The 16,057-nt window shown below is 73.8% G+C and carries 16 protein-coding genes; 3 read left to right on the top strand and 13 right to left on the bottom strand.

The window, feature by feature from the left end:
- Positions 1-177 precede the first annotated feature (177 nt).
- Both AB0B63_RS19075 and AB0B63_RS19070 read right to left on the bottom strand, forming a co-directional pair.
- Positions 178-891 (bottom strand): DUF2752 domain-containing protein, encoded by a 714-nt coding sequence (locus AB0B63_RS19075; protein WP_357020302.1) that lies wholly within the window; start codon positions 889-891, stop codon positions 178-180.
- 4 nt (positions 892-895) lie between these two features.
- Positions 896-2,125 (bottom strand): crosslink repair DNA glycosylase YcaQ family protein, encoded by a 1,230-nt coding sequence (locus AB0B63_RS19070; protein WP_357020299.1) that lies wholly within the window; start codon positions 2,123-2,125, stop codon positions 896-898.
- 78 nt (positions 2,126-2,203) lie between these two features.
- On the opposite strand from AB0B63_RS19070, the gene AB0B63_RS19065 reads away from it, so the two are divergent.
- Positions 2,204-2,755 (top strand): GNAT family N-acetyltransferase, encoded by a 552-nt coding sequence (locus AB0B63_RS19065; protein WP_219468488.1) that lies wholly within the window; start codon positions 2,204-2,206, stop codon positions 2,753-2,755.
- Here the strand turns inward: AB0B63_RS19065 and AB0B63_RS19060 are convergent.
- A complete protein-coding gene (locus AB0B63_RS19060; protein WP_357020295.1) occupies positions 2,654-4,021 on the bottom strand; it encodes a glycosyltransferase 87 family protein in 1,368 nt (455 codons plus the stop codon). The two genes, AB0B63_RS19065 and AB0B63_RS19060, sit on opposite strands and share 102 nt — an antisense overlap.
- A 36-nt stretch (positions 4,022-4,057) precedes the next feature.
- Between AB0B63_RS19060 and AB0B63_RS19055 the strand changes: the two genes are divergently transcribed.
- Positions 4,058-4,663 carry a GNAT family N-acetyltransferase gene (locus tag AB0B63_RS19055; RefSeq protein WP_208569320.1) on the top strand — a complete coding sequence of 202 codons (606 nt, stop codon included), beginning with the start codon at positions 4,058-4,060 and terminating at the stop codon, positions 4,661-4,663.
- Positions 4,664-4,736: 73 nt separating this feature from the next.
- Positions 4,737-5,117 carry a VOC family protein gene (locus AB0B63_RS19050; protein WP_219468478.1) on the top strand — a complete coding sequence of 127 codons (381 nt, stop codon included), beginning with the start codon at positions 4,737-4,739 and terminating at the stop codon, positions 5,115-5,117.
- An 11-nt stretch (positions 5,118-5,128) separates the two neighbouring features.
- On the opposite strand, the gene AB0B63_RS19045 is transcribed toward AB0B63_RS19050, so the two are convergent.
- From AB0B63_RS19045 to AB0B63_RS19000, 10 genes are all read right to left on the bottom strand, one after another.
- The gene (locus AB0B63_RS19045) at positions 5,129-5,599 is read right to left on the bottom strand and encodes a GNAT family N-acetyltransferase (RefSeq protein ID WP_357020291.1); all 471 of its coding nucleotides are present in this window, start codon (positions 5,597-5,599) and stop codon (positions 5,129-5,131) included.
- Positions 5,600-5,821: 222 nt separating this feature from the next.
- Positions 5,822-6,589 carry a 4-hydroxy-tetrahydrodipicolinate reductase gene (gene dapB, locus AB0B63_RS19040; protein WP_208569317.1) on the bottom strand — a complete coding sequence of 256 codons (768 nt, stop codon included), beginning with the start codon at positions 6,587-6,589 and terminating at the stop codon, positions 5,822-5,824.
- 183 nt (positions 6,590-6,772) lie between these two features.
- Positions 6,773-8,059, bottom strand: a complete 1,287-nt coding sequence (locus AB0B63_RS19035) for a pitrilysin family protein (RefSeq protein WP_357020443.1) — start codon at positions 8,057-8,059, stop codon at positions 6,773-6,775.
- A gap of 206 nt (positions 8,060-8,265) precedes the next feature.
- Positions 8,266-10,650 carry a polyribonucleotide nucleotidyltransferase gene (locus tag AB0B63_RS19030; RefSeq protein ID WP_357020287.1) on the bottom strand — a complete coding sequence of 795 codons (2,385 nt, stop codon included), beginning with the start codon at positions 10,648-10,650 and terminating at the stop codon, positions 8,266-8,268.
- A 221-nt stretch (positions 10,651-10,871) separates the two neighbouring features.
- Positions 10,872-11,141, bottom strand: coding sequence for a 30S ribosomal protein S15 (gene rpsO / locus AB0B63_RS19025; protein ID WP_208569315.1), 270 nt, complete (start codon positions 11,139-11,141; stop codon positions 10,872-10,874).
- 217 nt (positions 11,142-11,358) lie between these two features.
- Complete coding sequence (locus AB0B63_RS19020; protein ID WP_357020283.1) at positions 11,359-12,285, bottom strand: bifunctional riboflavin kinase/FAD synthetase; 927 nt, start codon at positions 12,283-12,285, stop codon at positions 11,359-11,361.
- Between the two features lie 122 nt (positions 12,286-12,407).
- Positions 12,408-13,292, bottom strand: coding sequence for a tRNA pseudouridine(55) synthase TruB (gene truB, locus AB0B63_RS19015; RefSeq protein WP_357020280.1), 885 nt, complete (start codon positions 13,290-13,292; stop codon positions 12,408-12,410).
- Between the two features lie 80 nt (positions 13,293-13,372).
- A complete protein-coding gene (locus tag AB0B63_RS19010; protein ID WP_208569312.1) occupies positions 13,373-14,698 on the bottom strand; it encodes an MATE family efflux transporter in 1,326 nt (441 codons plus the stop codon).
- Positions 14,699-15,424: 726 nt separating this feature from the next.
- Positions 15,425-15,634, bottom strand: a complete 210-nt coding sequence (locus tag AB0B63_RS19005) for a DUF6186 family protein (protein WP_208569311.1) — start codon at positions 15,632-15,634, stop codon at positions 15,425-15,427.
- A complete protein-coding gene (locus AB0B63_RS19000) occupies positions 15,634-16,041 on the bottom strand; it encodes a hypothetical protein (RefSeq protein WP_219468461.1) in 408 nt (135 codons plus the stop codon). Before AB0B63_RS19000 ends, AB0B63_RS19005 begins: the two co-directional genes overlap by 1 nt.
- Positions 16,042-16,057: the final 16 nt, after the last annotated feature.

The raw sequence follows: 16,057 nt of genomic DNA, 5'->3' as shown, positions 1-16,057 counted from the left end.
CGGGGAAACCCGGGCCGCCGCCCCTGACCAGCGCGATCACCGACGGTGCGGGTTCCGGGCGGCCGGCGGGTGGCCAAGGTCTCGCACCGGGGCCACCGGGTGACGTCGTCGCAGCCGACCGCCCGTCCCGGTGGGTCACGGTCGGGCCGGCGACGGGGGCTGCCCGGCGCGGCCGGGTCAGACGTAGAGGGCGGTGAACGGGGGCCAGGGCAGGTTGCGCAGCACCGAGAAGGCCAGCCAGACGGCGAGGAACCCGCCGATCACCGGGGAGCTGAGCCGCAGCTCGGGCAGCCGCCACCCGAACGCCTGCTTACCGGCCCAGGCGACGAAGAGGTAGGCCAGGAAGGGCACCGCGAAGACGAAGACGACGTGGTGCCGGGCGGCGGCGGGCAGGTCGGCGTGCAGGAGGTACCACAGCGCGCGGGTGCCCCCGCAACCCGGACAGTCCAGCCCGGTGGTCAGCTTGAGCAGGCAGCTCGGCGGGGCGTCCGGGTCACTGGTGGTCGGGTCACTGACCAGCGCGTACGCCATCCCTGCGCCGACGCAGCCGAGGGCGGCCAGCGGGGCCGCCCAGCGCGGCGAACGGGCGTGCAGCCGGAGCACGAAGCGGGTGAACCGGTCCGGCTCGGGCTGCTGCCACGCCACCGGCGGCCCCGCCGACCAGGAGCCGGGGGGCAGCCCTTCGGCGTTCCCGCCCACCCCCGGGTGCGGGTGCCCGTGGACGGCGGCCGGGTCGGTCGGCGTGCCGACGGGGTACGGACCGGTCGGCGTGCCCACGGGGTACGGGTCGCTCAGCGTGTGGGTGGTGCCGGCCGGCGCGGAACCGGTCGACGTCGGATCGGTGCCCTGCCCCGACCGGCTCGGCCCGGTCGGCCCGTCAACGCTCGTCACGGCCTCACGGTACACCGGTGAGGCTGCGCAACGCGGCGGCCAGCGGGGCGGCCAGGTCACCCGCCGCAGGTGGGGCGACCGCGTCCAGGCCGAGCCAACCGGCGAGCCGACGCAGCTCGGCGGCGAGCGCGACGGCGGTCTCCCCCGGGTCGACGCCGGGCTCCTGCCAGGCCGCCGGCACCAGCAGCACCCCGGCCTTGCGGTCGGCCTTGAGGTCGACCCGGGCGGTGAACCGCTCCCCCTGCAGGAACGGCAGCACGTAGTAGCCGTGCACCCGCTGCGCGGCCGGCACGTAGATCTCGATCCGGTAGGCGAAGCCGAACAGCCGTTCGGTGCGGGCCCGCTCCCAGACCAGCGGGTCGAACGGGCTGACCAGGGTGTTGCCCCGGACCCAGCGGGGCAGCCGGGCGTCGACGTGCCGCCAGGCCGGCTGCCGCCACCCCTGTACCGTCACCGGCACCAGCTCACCGGCCTCGACCAGCTCGGCGACGGCCTGCCGGGCACCGGCCAGTGGGAGCCGGAAGTAGTCCCGCAGCTCCGGCTCGGCGGCCACCCCCAGCGACCGGGCGGCCACCGCGACCAGGGTCCGGTACGCCTCGGCGTCGGTCGGCGTGGGCGCGTCGAGCACGGCCGCCGGCAGCACCCGTTCGGGCAGGTCGTAGCGGCGGGCGAAGGAGGGCGTCCGGTCGGCGGCGGTGACCTCGCCGGCCCAGAAGAGGAACTCCAACGCCCGCTTCACCGCCGACCAGTTCCAGCCCCAGTGGCCGGTCTCCCGGGGCGCGTCGTGCTCGATCTCGGCGGCGGTCAGCGGCCCCCGCGCGGCGACCTCGTCACGGACCCAGGCGACCAGGTCGGGCTGCTCCTCGGCGATCCGCCGCATCCCGCCCCAGGCGTCGTCGCGGGCCTTGGCCATCCGCCAGCGCAACACGGGGTGCAACCCCACCGGCACCAGGGACGCCTCGTGCCCCCAGTATTCGAACAGCTCCCGGGGGCGGCGGTAGGCGGCGGTGTCGAGCAGGGCGGTCGGATAGGGCCCGAGCCGGCTGTAGAGCGGCAGGTAGTGCGCGCGTTGCAGCACGTTGACCGAATCCATCTGGATCAACCCGACCCGGTCGAGCACCCGGCGCAGGTGCCGGCGGGTGGGTGCCCCGGTGGGCGTCGGGTCGGCGAACCCCTGGGCGGCGAGCGTCAGCCGCCGGGCCTGGGCGAGCGAGAGCGATTCCGGTGCGACCATCGCCGACGACCCTAGACCAACCGTACGACACCGGAGCGGACGCTGGACCGACCGCCCGTCGAGGCATAGAACGGACACATGCTCACCATCCGTCGCGAGGAGCCGGACGACGCCGAGGCGATCGCCCGGGTGCACATCCACGGCTGGCAGGCCGGTTACGCCGGCATCATGCCGGCCGAGGTGCTGGTCCGGCTCAACCCGGTGGCCTGGGCGCAGCGCCGACGGGACGTGGGCACCGCCGACCCGGAGCACCCGTTCACCACCCTGCTCGCCGAGGTCGACGGGGTGCCGTCCGGGTTCACCACCTTCGGCCCGTACCGCAACAACCAGGACCGGGGCGACCTGGACCCGACGTACGGCGAGGTGCTGGCGATCTACGTGGAGCCGGCGCGCTGGGGTGACGGCACCGCGCAGGCGCTGTTCGCCGCCGCCCGGGACGGGCTGGCGGCCAACGGCTGGCGGGAGTACCGGGTGTGGGTGCTGGCCGACAACGTCCGCGCCCGCCGGTTCTACGAGCGGGCCGGCCTGTCAGCCGACGGTGAGCGGTCCCGCTACCGGGTGCCGCTGGCCGGCGGCGGACCCCCGGTCCACCTCGACGAACTGCGTTACACCGGCCGGCTCCCCGGCTGACCCGGCCGGCCGGGGAGCCGCACCGGGCGGGCCGGCGGGCCGGGTCGTCCCGTCCCGGCCGGTGGGCCCCGACGGGCCGCCCGGCCGGCCGCCGACCGGGGCGGCCCAGGTGCGGATCGGCAGCAGCGCCAGCAGCGCGAGGCTGATCCAGACGTAGGTGTTGCTGCCCAGGAAGCCGGTGACCCCGGTGAAGTCCTTCTCCCAGGCCCAGACGATCCGGCTGCACAGCAGCACGTAGCAGACCACCGCGAGGGCCAGCAGCGCCCGCCGTCGCAGGCCGCCGGCAGGCGCGGCGACGGCGTTGTCGACCAGCAGGATCAGCGCGGGGATCAACCAGACCAGGTGGTGCACCCAGGTGACCGGGCTGACCAGGCACATCAGCGCGCCGGTCAACGCCAGCCCGGTGGCCTCGTCGCCGACGGCCACGGCGGCCCGGCAGCGCCAGGCCCAGACGGCCAGGGTGACCAGCACCAGCGCCAGCCAGGCCAGGGTGCTCGGATGCTCCGGGTTCAGCCGGGCCACCACCCCGCGCAGCGACTGGTTGGACACGAACGCCAACTCGCCCACCCGGTCGGTGTTCCACAGCGCCGACGTCCAGAACTCCCGGGTGGCGTCGGGGAACAGGGCGGCAGCGAGCAGCGTGGCGGCGGCCGAGGCGGCGACGGCGGTGGCGGCGGCCCGGAAGCGCCTGGTGACCAGCAGGTAGACGATGAAGACGCCCGGGGTCAGCTTGATCGCGGTGGCCAGCCCGATGCCCACCCCGGCCCACCGGTTGCCGGCCGGCAGCAGCCGCAGCAGGTCCACCGCCACCAGGAACAGCAGCAGCATGTTGACCTGGCCGAAGTTGATCGTCTCGCGCATCGGCTCGAACGCGGCGGCCAGACAGAGCGCCACCGCCAGGACGAACCAGCGGGTCCAGCCGGCCCGCCTGGCGACCGGGTCGAGCAGCCACCAGACCAGCACCGCGCTGACCACCACCGTGGCGGCCACGCTGACGGTGATCGCCGCCGGCCACGGCAGGTACGCCATCGGCAGCATCACCAGCGCGGCGAACGGCGGGTAGGTGAAGCCGTACTGGGTGCCGGGCTTGAGGTAGTCGTAGATCTCGCCGTGGTCGTGCACCCAGAAGGTCAGCGCGCCGTAGTAGACCTTCAGGTCGAAGAATCCGTGCCGGACGGCCGCCACGGAGAGGAAGGCGGCCACCGCGACGGCGAGCACCACCACCGCGACGACCTGCCCGGTCGTCCGCCTGGCCCCCTGCGCCACCGTCGTCTCCCTCGCTGTGGCCTAGGCTTTCGTGCCATGGCTCTGGGGTTCGTCCGCCCGGCGCGTCCGGAGGACGCCGCCGAGATCGCCCGTGTGCAGCTCGCGACCTGGCGGGTCGCGTACCGTCGGCTGCTGCCCCGGCACGTGCTCGACAACCTGGACGAGGCGTGGCTCGCCCGGCGGTGGAGCGCGGCGGTGCAGGAGCCGCCCTCGGCCGCGCACCGGGTGCTCGTCGCCGTGGAACAGGCCGAGCAATCCTATCTGGTGGGGTTCGCGGCTTCCGGGCCGGCGGACGCCGAAGCGCTCGCCCCGGGCGAGCCGGCCACGGCGCTGGGCGCCGGGGTGGTCGCGGTGACCGACCTGCTGGTCGAGCCGCGCTGGGGGCGGCGTGGGCACGGCAGCAGGCTGCTCTCCGCCGCCGTGGACGGCTGGCGGGCCGACGGGTTCACCCACGCGGTGGCCTGGGCGTTCGACGGCGACGAGGCGACCCGTAAGTTCCTCACCAGCACCGGGTGGGAGCCGGACGGCGCCGCCCGCGCGCTGGACGTCGACGACATGCTCGTCCCCCAGGTACGGCTGCACGTCGCGGTCCCCACCGAACCGGACGACACACCCGCGCCGGAGCCGACCGACACGCCCTGAACCGGCCGAAACTGTCGGCCCGCCCTGGTAGACCGGAGGCGGCGGGGTGCCACCGACGGTGAGGGAGACGGGCATGTTCCGGGACACGAAGGCGTTCAGCGGGTTCTCGGCCGACGACACCGACCGGGCCCGGGAGTTCTACGCCGGCACCCTCGACCTGCGGGTGTCGCAGCTCGGCGGCCCCGGTGGGCTGCTGATGCTGCACCTGGCCGGGGACCGGGACGTGGTGGTATATCCCAAGGCCGACCACGTGCCGGCGACGTTCACGGTGCTCAACTTCCCGGTGGCCGACGTCGACCGGGCGGTTGACGAGCTGACCGCCCGGGGGGTGCGGTTCGCGCGCTACCCGGGGTTGCCGCAGGACGACCGGGGGATCATGCGGGACAACGGGCCGACGATCGCCTGGTTCACCGACCCGGCCGGCAACATCCTGTCGGTGATCGAGCAGGAGTGACGCCGCCGGGGTCAGCGGCTCAGCTCGGCGACCAGTTCGTCGTCCTCCATCACGCCGGTGGGGGCGAAACCCAGCGAGGTGTAGAGCCCGGCGGCAGCCGTGTTGTCCGGGTGGTACGACAACCGGACGGGGTGGGTGGCGTCCGGCCCGGCCAGCCAGTCGGCAAGGGTGCGCACGGCGGCCCGGCCCACCCCCCGGCCCTGCTCGGCGGCGTCGACCACCATCCCACCGATCCACCGCGACCCGTCGTCGTCCACGCCCCACATGACGTGACCGGCCACGGCGTCGTCGGCGTACACGGCCAACGACGTCCAGACGTCGGAACGCATGGTCAGCAGCAGGTACCGGGCCGCCAGCGCCGGCACCCAGTCGCGTTGGTCGTCACGGGGGGCCAGGTCGGCCACCGCCCGCCAGTTGTCGTCGTCCACCGGGCGCAGGGTGACCCGCCGCCCGGTCCGATCGGTGAATCCGGAATCCAGCACCGGGGCAGCCTAGGGCCGGCCCGGCGCACCACCAAACGAATTGGCCGACACCACCCACGGCACCCGGCTCCGCCCGCGGTCCGTGTCCCCACCCGGCGTGCCCCGCCGCGCCACGTCAGGCCCGGACACGCCGGCCGAGACGCGGGCTGAGCTACGCGGCGCGCGGCTGAGCTACGCGGGCTGGGCTGGGCTGAGCTGGGCTGGGCAGTGAGTGAGGTGAGGCTAGTCGAGCAGGGCGTCCAGGCCGACGGTCAGCCCCGGCCGCTGCCGGACCGCCCGCACGGCCAGCAGCACCCCGGGCATGAACGACACCCGGTCGTACGAGTCGTGCCGGATGGTCAGCGTCTCGCCGAGGGTGCCGAACAGCACCTCCTGGTGGGCGAGCAGGCCGGTGGCGCGGACCGCGTGCACACGTACCCCGTCTATGTCGGCGCCCCGCGCCCCCGGCACCTCGTCCTTGGTGGCGTCCGGCATCGGGCCGAGACCGGCCTCGGCGCGGGCCTGCGCGACCAGCCGGGCGGTGTGGGTGGCGGTGCCGCTCGGCGCGTCGAGCTTGCGCGGATGGTGCTGCTCGATGATCTCCACGGACTCGAAGTGCCGGGCCGCGCGGGCGGCGAACTGCATCATCAGGACCGCGCCGATGCCGAAGTTGGGGGCGATCACCACCCCGACGTCGGGCCGGTCGGCCAGCCAGCCGCGCACCTGCTCCAGCCGCGCCCGGGTGAAGCCGGTGGTGCCGACCACCGCGTGCACACCCCGGTCGACGCACCAGCGCAGGTTGTCCATGACCACGTCCGGGGTGGTGAAGTCGACGACCACCTCGGCGGCCTCGGCCCCGGCCAACTCGTCGCCTTGGTCGACCGCCGCCACCAGCGTCAGGTCGTCGGCCCCGTCGACCGCCCGGCACACCTCGGCGCCCATCCGGCCCCGGGCACCCAGCACACCGACCCGGATCGACCCGTCGCGGCCCTGCTCCTGCTCGTCAGTCACGCGGCACAACCTATCCCAATCGGGACGTGGGCCACCGTCGGACCACCACCGTCCCACCGGCCGGTCCGGGCCCGGACTCCGGATCCGACCGCGAGCCGACGCCCACCGGGACGCCGGCCGGTCGGGCCGACGCCGGGACGGCAGTGCGCGGCCGGGAACGGCACCACCGACCGTGCGGCGGGCTCAGCCGGCGAAGTCGTGCTCCCCGAACGGGCCGACCACGGCCAGCGACATCGGCCGGCTCAGCAGCTCGGCGGCCAGGGTGTTCACGTCGGCCACGGTCACCGCGTCGACCCGGGCCAGCAGCTCGTCCACCGGCATCAGGTCGCCGTAGAGCAGCTCGCCCTTGGCCAGCCGGCTCATCCGGGAACCGGTGTCCTCCAGGCCCAGCACGAACGAGCCCTTGCTCATCCCCTTGCCCCGGGCCACCTCCGCCTCGGTGAGCCCGTCGGCGGCCACCCGGGCCAGCTCGGCGCGGGTCAGCTGGAGCACCTCGTCGACCTTGCCCGGCGCGCAGCCGGCGTAGACGGCGAACAGGCCGCTGTCGGCGTACTGGCTGGCGTAGGAGTAGACCGAGTAGGCCAGGCCACGGCGTTCGCGGATCTCCTGGAACAGCCGGCTGGACATCCCACCGCCGAGGACGTTGTTGAGCACCCCGAGGGCGAACCGCCGCTCGTCGACCCGGTCGATGCCGGGGCAGCCGAGGATGACGTGCGCCTGCTCGGTCTCCTTCGGCTCGACCAGGACGGCGGCCGGCTTCGTGCGTACCGTCGGGGTGGTCGGCCGGGGGGTGCCCGGCGCGGCCGGGTCGGTGTCCAGCGGGGTGCCGTGCAGCGCCTGGCGGACCAGCCGGACCACGGCGGCGTGGTCGAGGTTGCCGGCGGCGGCGATCACGATCTGCGGCGCGGTGTAGCGGCGGCGGTAGAAGCTCTGGATCTGCCTGCGGGTCATCGGGGTGACCGTCTCCTCGGTGCCGGAGATCAACCGGCCGAGGGGGTGGTCGCCGTAGACGGCGCGGGCGAACAGGTCGTGCACCTCGTCGCCGGGCTCGTCATCGTGCATGGCGATCTCTTCGAGGATGACCCCGCGTTCGGTCTCCACGTCGGCCGGTTCCAGCAGCGAGTCGGCGACCGCGTCGCACATCACGTCGATGGCCAGCGGCAGGTCCTCGTCGAGGACCCGCGCGTAGTAGCAGGTGTATTCCTTGGTGGTGAAGGCGTTGGTCTCGCCACCCACCGCCTCGATCTCGGAGGAGATCTCCAGGGCGGTGCGCTTGTGGGTGCCCTTGAACAGCAGGTGCTCCAGGAAGTGCGCCGCGCCGGCCTGTGGACCGGTCTCGTCCCGCGAACCGACGGTGACCCAGATGCCGAACGAGACGCTGCGCATCGTCGGGATCGCCTCGGTGAGCACCCGCAGCCCGCTCGGTAGGACGGTCCGCCGCACCGTGCCACCCAACGGGTCGTCACTGATCGTGCGGGTGACCGCCCGGGACGCCGTACCGGCGCGGCCGGGCTGGCCGGTGGTGGCGTGCCGGCGGACGTCGGGCGGGGCCACCGGCCGTCGAGCCGGGGGGAACGGCGAACGGCTCACGCAAACCTGCTCTCCGTGCGACGAGGGGTGGAGGGAGACACACCGGCCGGGTGACGACATCGCGTCGTCACCCGGCCGGTCACTGCTCAGCTGTGCCGGGTACGCCGACGCGGACGCTCGCCGCCGTCGCCACCCTCGCCGCCACCCGGGCCGCGCTCGCCACGCTCCGGGGCACGACCGCCCCGGTCGCCACCACGGTCACCACGGTCACGCGGACCCCGGTCACCGCCCCGACCGGCCGGCCGGTCGCCACCGGCGGCCTCGCCGGCCTCACCGGCGGCCGGCGCCTCGGCGCCCTCCGGCCGGACCTTGTCCAGGTAGATCTTGCCGCGGGCGTCGATGTCCGCGATCTCCACCTCGACCTTGTCACCGACGTTGAGGAAGTCCTCGACCCGCTCGACCCGCTTGCCGTCGCCCACCTTGGAGATGTGCAGCAGGCCGTCGCGGCCGGGCAGCAGCGAGATGAACGCGCCGAACGCGGCGGTCTTGACCACCGTGCCGAGGAACCGCTCGCCGGCCTTGGGCAGGGTCGGGTTGGCGATCCCGTTGATCCGGTCCACGGCGGCCTGCGCCGACGGGCCGTTGGTCGCGCCGACGTAGATCGTGCCGTCGTCCTCGATGGAGATCTCGGCGCCGGTCTCGTCCTGGATGGCGTTGATGGTCTGCCCCTTCGGGCCGATCACCATGCCGATCTTGTCCACCGGGATCTTGACGGTGGTGACCCGCGGCGCGTAGTCCGACATCTCGGCCGGGGCCTCGATCGCCGCCTGCATCACGCCGAGGATGGTCTGCCGGGCCTCGTTCGCCTGCTGGAGCGCGGCGGCGAGCACGTCCGACGGGATGCCGTTGAGCTTGGTGTCGAGCTGGAGCGCGGTGACGAACTCCGGCGTGCCGGCGACCTTGAAGTCCATGTCACCGAACGCGTCCTCGGCACCGAGGATGTCGGTCAGCGTCACGTACTGGGTCTTGCCGTCGACCTCGTCGGAGATGAGGCCCATCGCGATGCCGGCCACCGGCGCCTTGAGCGGCACACCGGCCGACAGCAGCGCCAGCGTCGAGGCGCAGACCGAACCCATCGACGTCGAGCCGTTGGAGCCGAGGGCCTCGGACACCTGCCGGATCGCGTACGGGAACTCCTCGCGCGACGGCAGCACCGGCAGCAGGGCCCGCTCGGCCAGCGCGCCGTGGCCGATCTCCCGCCGCTTCGGCGAGCCGACCCGGCCGGTCTCCCCGGTCGAGTACGGCGGGAAGTTGTAGTTGTGCATGTAACGCTTGCGGTTCTCCGGGGAGAGGGTGTCCACCATCTGCTCCATGCGGAGCATGTTCAGCGTGGTGACCCCGAGGATCTGGGTCTCGCCCCGCTCGAACAGCGCGGAGCCGTGCACCCGGGGCAGCACGCCGACCTCGGCGGTGAGCGCCCGGATGTCACGCGGACCCCGGCCGTCGATGCGGACCTGCTCGCGCAGCACCCGGTTGCGGACCTCGGACTTGGTCAGCGACCGGAACGCCGCGGACAGCTCCTTCTCCCGGCCCTCGAACCGGCTGCCCAGCTCCTCGGCGACCTTGGCCTTGATCCGGTCCAGGGCCTCCTCGCGGTCGGCCTTGCCGGCGATCTGGAGCGCCTCGGCCACCTCGGCGCGGACCAGCTCGGCCACCGCCTGGTAGATGTCGTCCTGGTAGTCCAGGAAGACCGGGAACTCGGTGACCGGCTTGGCGGCGACCTCGGCCAGCTCGCTCTGCGCCCGGCACAGCTCGCGGATCGCCGGCTTGGCGGCCTCCAGGCCGCTGGCGACGATCTCCTCGGTCGGGGCGGTCGCGCCGCCCGCGATGAGGGCGACGGCGTTCGGCGTCGCCTCGGCCTCGACCATCATGATCGCGACGTCGCCGTCGTCGAGCGTGCGGCCGGCCACCACCATGTCGAACGTGGCGCGGGCCAGCTCCTCCAGGGTCGGGAAGGCCACCCACTGGCCGTCGACGTGCGCGACCCGGGTCGCCCCGATCGGGCCGGAGAACGGCAGGCCGGACAGCTTCGTCGACATCGAGGCCGCGTTGATGGCCACCACGTCGTACGGGTGCTGCGGGTCGAGCGCGAGGACGGTCTCGACGACCTGGACCTCGTTGCGCAGGCCCTTGACGAACGACGGGCGCAGCGGCCGGTCGATCAGCCGGCAGGTGAGGATCGCGTCCTCGCTGGGCCGACCCTCACGGCGGAAGAACGAGCCGGGGATGCGGCCCGCGGCGTACATCCGCTCCTCGACGTCGACGGTCAGCGGGAAGAAGTCGAACTGCTCCTTCGGGTGCTTACCGGCGGTGGTGGCGGAGAGGACGACCGTCTCGCCCAGCTGGGCGATGACGGAACCGGCGGCCTGGCGGGCCAGCCGACCGGTGGAGAAAGTGATCTCGCGGGTACCGAAGGACCCGTTGTCGATCACGGCGGTGCGGGATTCGGTGCCGAGGTTGGTCTCGGTCATGTGCGGCGGTACTCCTTCGCGTCGTGGGCGCACGACACCGGAGCTGCTCAGACGGCCGGTCTTCGATCGAAGCGCCCGGGTGGCCGGCATGATGCCGGGATGCCCGGGGGCCACTACCGGAGACCGGTACGCTGACCGGCTCCCTCTCGGGTGGTCGCGCGGCCCTCTTCTTCTGGTGGTGCCGAGCGGGGGAGCGGCCCGGTGGCCACTCCCCCGTCACGTCATCGGCGCAGGCCGAGCCGCTCGATCAGCGACCGGTAGCGACCGATGTCCTTCTTCTGGACGTAGTTGAGCAGCCGACGGCGCCGACCGACCAGCAGCAGCAGCCCCCGGCGGCTGTGGTGGTCGTGCTTGTGCACCTTCAGGTGCTCGGTCAGCTCCGCGATCCGCTTGGTGAGGACCGCGACCTGGACCTCCGGCGAACCGGTGTCGCCCTCGGCGGTCGCGTACTCCGTGCGGATCTTGGCCTTGGCTTCCTGGTCGAGCGCCATGTTCTCCCTGTTTCGGTGGGTTGACAACTGATGTCCGTCGTTCGGGTCCGAACGGACCGGGACGGACGAACCTCGCACCCGCGGCGTCGTGCAGGCACGCGAGGCCCCGCGTCGGTCATCCGACGTCACCGCCACACTACCAGCCCGTCGGGGAAGCGCCCGGTCAAGGCCCACGCGGCGGGAGTCGGCGGCCCGCCCACCCCGCCCGCCGGGCCGGTCAGGCGACCGCCAGCCGGGTCCGCGCGACGTCCTCGGCCATCTGCACGAGCAGCGGTTCGATCGCGTCGTACCGGATCTGGCCGCGCAGGTGGGCGGCGAAGTCGAGGGCGACCCGCTCGCCGTACAGGTCGCCTGCGAAGTCCAGCACGTGCGCCTCGACCCGGCGCTCCCGGCCGGCGAACGTCGGGTTGGTACCGATCGAGATGGCCGCCGGCAGCCGTTCGGTCCCCCGGCGCACCAGCCAGCCGGCGTAGACCCCGTCGGCGGGCACCGCCGTGTTCGGTGGGCAGAGCAGGTTGGCGGTGGGGAAGCCCAGCTCCCGGCCACGCTGGTCACCCAGCACCACGACCCCTTCGAGCCGGTGCGGCCGGCCGAGCACGGCCGCCGCCGCCGCCACGTCCCCGGCCTCGATCCGGGCCCGGATGTACGTCGAGGAGAAGACCGTGCCGTCGGCGGTGACCAGCGGGGCGTTCTCCACCCCGAAGCCGAAGGTCCCGCCGAGCTGTTCGAGCAGCGCCACGTTCCCGGCGGCCCGGTGCCCGAAGCGGAAGTTGTCCCCCACCACGACCAGCATGGCGTGCAGGTGTTCGACCAGGATGTCGTGCACGAACGCCTCGGCGGGCAGCCGGGACAGCTCGGCGGTGAACGGCACCACACAGAGCACGTCGACCCCGAGCGCCTCGATCAGCTCCGCCTTGCGGGTGGGCTCGGTGAGCACGGCCGGATGCGACCCGGGTCGGACCACCTCGGCCGGGTGCGGGTCGAAGGTCACCACCACCGACCGCACGCCCAGCTCCCGGGCCCGCGCCACGGCGTGTCCGATGGTCGCCTGGTGTCCCTGGTGCACGCCGTCGAAGACGCCGATGGTGACGACCGACCGCCCCCAGTCACCGGGTGCCGCCTCGTACCCCCGCCACCGCTGCATGCCGCTCCTTCCCTGCTCCGCCACTGACCGGCTCCCACCCGTACCCACCCGCCGGTCGTCCCGGCCGTCGTTGTCGCGCCCGCTCCCGCCGCACCGTCCGACCGGACCGGCCGGCGGCCCGGTCAGGCCGGGGCGAGCACGATCTCCGCGCGGGCCCGGCCGTCCCGCTCGCTGACGATAGCGATCAGGCCACCGTCCGGTCCGAAGACGGCGTACGGTCCGGCGATGCCGACCGGGTCGAGCGGCCCACCGTGGGAGAGCACCTTCGCCTCGTCGGCGGTGGCCTCCCGACGGGAGAAGTACCTGTCGGCGGCGGTGTCGAGGGGCAGGTTGACCACCTCGGGCGCGCGCTGTTCCAGGGTCTCGAGGGTGGCCGACTCGGCGAGGGTGAAACTGCCCACAGCGGTGCGCCGCAGCGCGGTGAGGTGCCCGCCGACGCCGAGTGACCGGCCGGCGTCGCGGGCCAGCGCCCGGATGTACGTCCCGGACGAGCAGTCGACGTCGACGTCGACGTCGACCACGTCCGGGGTGTCCCGCCGGATCGCCGACACGTCCAGCCGGGAGACGGTGACCCGGCGGGCGGGCAGTTCGACGCTCTCGCCGTCCCGGACCCGCTTGTACGCCCGCTCCCCGTTGATCTTAATGGCGCTGACCGCGCTGGGCACCTGGTCGATCTCACCGGTCAACGGCCCGAACACGGCCCGGATCGCGGCGTCGGTCAGCTCCCCGGCGGGCGTGGCGGTGAGCACGTCGCCCTCGGCGTCGTCGGTGACGGTGGCCTGGCCGAGCCGGACCGTCGCGGTGTAGCTCTTGCCCGCCCCGATCACGTACGTCAGCAGCCGGGTGGCCCGACCCACCCCGATCACCAGCACCCCGGTGGCCATCGGGTCGAGGGTGCCGCCGTGCCCGACCCGGCGGGTGCGGGCCAACCGGCGGATGCGTGCCACCACGTCGTGCGACGTCATGCCGCCGGGCTTGTCGACCACGATCAGACCGTCACCGTTCACGACCGCCAAGCCTGCCAGACGGGTCCACCCCGCCCGCCACCGCACGGCACAATGCCGGACGGCCAGCCGGCCGTGGCGGCTCAGCGCACCGCGCCGACCACCGCCCACCGGCCGGAACGCAGCCGCAGCAGGACCCCGACGAGCCGGATGATCACGAACAGGGTGAGGCCGGCCCAGATGCCCCCCAACCCGAGGTCGAACGCGAAGGAGAACCAGATCGACGGCAGGAAACCGCCGAGCGCCGCGACGACGGTCAGGTCGCGCAGGTAGCGGACGTCGCCGGCACCGATCAGCACGCCGTCGAGGGCGAACACCACCCCGGCGAACGGCTGCATCGCCGCGAACCACGGCCAGGCCACCATCGCCTGGCCGCGTACCTGGGGATCGGAACTGAACAGCGACGGCACGACGCCGGCCCCGGCCGCGATGAGCACCGCGAAGCCCACCCCGCACACCCCGCCGAGCAGCGCGAACCGCCGGGCCAGGGCGCGCGCCCCGGCGGCGTCGCCCGCGCCCAGGGCGGCACCGATCAACGCCTGCGCGGCGATCGCCAACGCGTCGAGCAGCAGGGCGGTGAAGAACCACAGTTGCAGGGCGATCTGGTGGGCACCCACGGCGGCGGCGCCGAACCTGGCGGCGACCGCGGTGGCGGACAGGAAGCTGGCCTGGAAGGCGACCCCCCGGATGAGCAGGTCCCGGCTGAGCACCAGCTGCTGGCGGATCAGGGCCGGGCGGGGCCGCAGGTCGGCCCGCTCCCGCAGCAGCGCGCCGACGAAGAGGCCACCCGAGACGGTCTGGGCGATCACGTTGGCCACCGCCGAACCGGGCAGGCCCAGCCCGGCGGGGTAGACCAGCAGCGGGCAGAGCAGCGCCGAGAGCAGGTTGGGCCCGAGCACGAACAGCAGCGGCCGCCGGATGTCCTGGATGCCGCGCAGCCAGCCGTTGCCGGCGGCGGCCAGCAGCAGGCCGGGTGCGCCGAGGGCCGCGATCCGCAGCCACTGCCCGGCGGCGTCGGCCACCTCGCCACCACCACCGGCGAGGGTACGCGCCAGCGCGTCCCCGCCGAATTGCATGCCGACGGCCAGTAGGACGCCCACCCCGAGCGCCAGCCAGGAAGCCTGGACGCCCTCGGCAAGCGCCGCGGCCCGGTCACCGGAACCGAACCGTCGGGCCACCCGCCCGGTGATGCCGTACGCCAGCACGGTGCCGAGCCAGGCGGTGAGGGTCAGCACCGTGCCGCCGACGGCGAGCGCGGCCAGCGGAACCCGACCCAGGTGCCCCACCACGGCGGTGTCGACCAGCACGTAGAGCGGCTCGGCCGCGAGCACCACCAGGGCGGGCAGGGCGAGGGTGGCGATCCGGCGCGGTGAGGCGAGCGCGGTGGCGGTAGGAGTGGACTGGCTCATCGCCGCCGATCCTGACACGCCACCGGTAAGGAACGCAATCCCCGCCAACACTTACCGAAGGCTGGCCGGCGGAGGTGGTCCGGCACCCGTCCGCTCGGACCCGCCCGGCGGACACCCCGGGCACCGCGCCGGGCGGGCCCGGGCAACGGACGGCGGTGCCACTCGACCGGGCGGACCCGGGCGGGCGAAGAGTCCGCCCGGCGGTGGGGTCACCGCCGGGGCGGCAGCGTCACTGACGGGTGTCCATCGAGGTCTGCAGCGCGCGGCGCATCTGCTCGCGGGCCTCGTCGGTGGTCTCGGTCTTGGGCTTGGTCGCCATGGCGGTGTCCTTCCAGGGTGCGGACCACCGGAACAGGTGGCCCTACGGGCGGTCCTGCTGAGCGCCGGGAAGGCGGCCCGGGATCACCGGAGCGGCTCGCCTGGCAGCGTTGAGCCCGGGTCGGTCAGACCCTGGAGGGAGGCGGCACCGGGTGTGGCACCACCGCCCACGACCTGCGTCGCGACGCGACGTCGGCCTTTCCCAAGTTAACGTTTACTTTCCACATGGTGTCCACTCTTCCCGTCATCTGGACGCCACGGCAGCCACCCCGGGCGGCCGGAAACGGACGGCCACCGCGCGCGGACAGGAACGCACGTCGCGGGCGCAGGGGCGCGCGACATGCCGGTGCCCGGCGGGAGACCCATCGACAGATGTGCGGACGGCGGGCGGGTGGCGGACGGTGGTGCTCAGCGGGCCAGGAAGTGCCAGCCCAGCCACCACCAGAATCCGAACAACCCGATCCGGCCGACCGGCACCGGGCCCACCTCGTACCGCATCACGTAGGCGCAGACGTCGCCCAGGGACGGAATCCGGGAGCCCTCCCGGCGGGAGGCCCACTCGACCACCGCGAAGAGCACCAGGGAGGTCAGGAAGCCACTGATGGCGAGGGTACGCATCACCGGCGCACCAGCCCCCAGAAGGCGGCCAGCCAGGCGAACCAGGCCGCCGAGCGGACCAGTTCGTCCTCCAACAGCGGGTCGGCCAGCCGGGACAGGGTGGGGAACTCGTCCCCGACCGCCATGACGAAGGTGGCGCCTTCCAGCACCCCGAACAGCGCCGCCGGGAGCAGCCACCAGGCGGTGCCCCGACCCAACCGGCGTGGTGCCGGCCGGCGCTGCACCCGGTTGCCGAGGCCGAGCCAGATCAGCGCGCCGCCGGTGCCCAACGTCCAGAGGTTGGCCTGGGCGGAGAACGACGGGAACTGCCCGCCGACCAGGGAGAGGCAGGCCAGCACCGGCACGGTGACCACCGGCCGGTCCCAGGTGCGGGAGACGTCCACGGCGATCTCGTGCGGCTGCTCCATCGTCCGATTCTCCCCG

The sequence above is a fragment of the Micromonospora sp. NPDC049081 genome, assembly GCF_040648835.1.
GTDB lineage: Bacteria > Actinomycetota > Actinomycetes > Mycobacteriales > Micromonosporaceae > Micromonospora > Micromonospora antibiotica.
Note: the sequence above shows the minus strand (reverse complement) of the source record. Positions and strands in the feature narration are given on the sequence as shown.

Bases quoted from the DNA above. Each gene is read 5' to 3' on its own strand.
- AB0B63_RS19070 (WP_357020299.1), bottom strand. From the start codon at position 2,125: ATGGTCGCACCGGAATCGCTCTCGCTCGCCCAGGCCCGGCGGCTGACG.
- AB0B63_RS19065 (WP_219468488.1), top strand. From the start codon at position 2,204: ATGCTCACCATCCGTCGCGAGGAGCCGGACGACGCCGAGGCGATCGCC.
- AB0B63_RS19055 (WP_208569320.1), top strand. From the start codon at position 4,058: ATGGCTCTGGGGTTCGTCCGCCCGGCGCGTCCGGAGGACGCCGCCGAG.
- AB0B63_RS19050 (WP_219468478.1), top strand. From the start codon at position 4,737: ATGTTCCGGGACACGAAGGCGTTCAGCGGGTTCTCGGCCGACGACACC.
- AB0B63_RS19030 (WP_357020287.1), bottom strand. From the start codon at position 10,650: ATGACCGAGACCAACCTCGGCACCGAATCCCGCACCGCCGTGATCGAC.
- rpsO (WP_208569315.1), bottom strand. From the start codon at position 11,141: ATGGCGCTCGACCAGGAAGCCAAGGCCAAGATCCGCACGGAGTACGCG.
- AB0B63_RS19020 (WP_357020283.1), bottom strand. From the start codon at position 12,285: ATGCAGCGGTGGCGGGGGTACGAGGCGGCACCCGGTGACTGGGGGCGG.
- AB0B63_RS19010 (WP_208569312.1), bottom strand. From the start codon at position 14,698: ATGAGCCAGTCCACTCCTACCGCCACCGCGCTCGCCTCACCGCGCCGG.
- AB0B63_RS19005 (WP_208569311.1), bottom strand. From the start codon at position 15,634: ATGCGTACCCTCGCCATCAGTGGCTTCCTGACCTCCCTGGTGCTCTTC.
- AB0B63_RS19000 (WP_219468461.1), bottom strand. From the start codon at position 16,041: ATGGAGCAGCCGCACGAGATCGCCGTGGACGTCTCCCGCACCTGGGAC.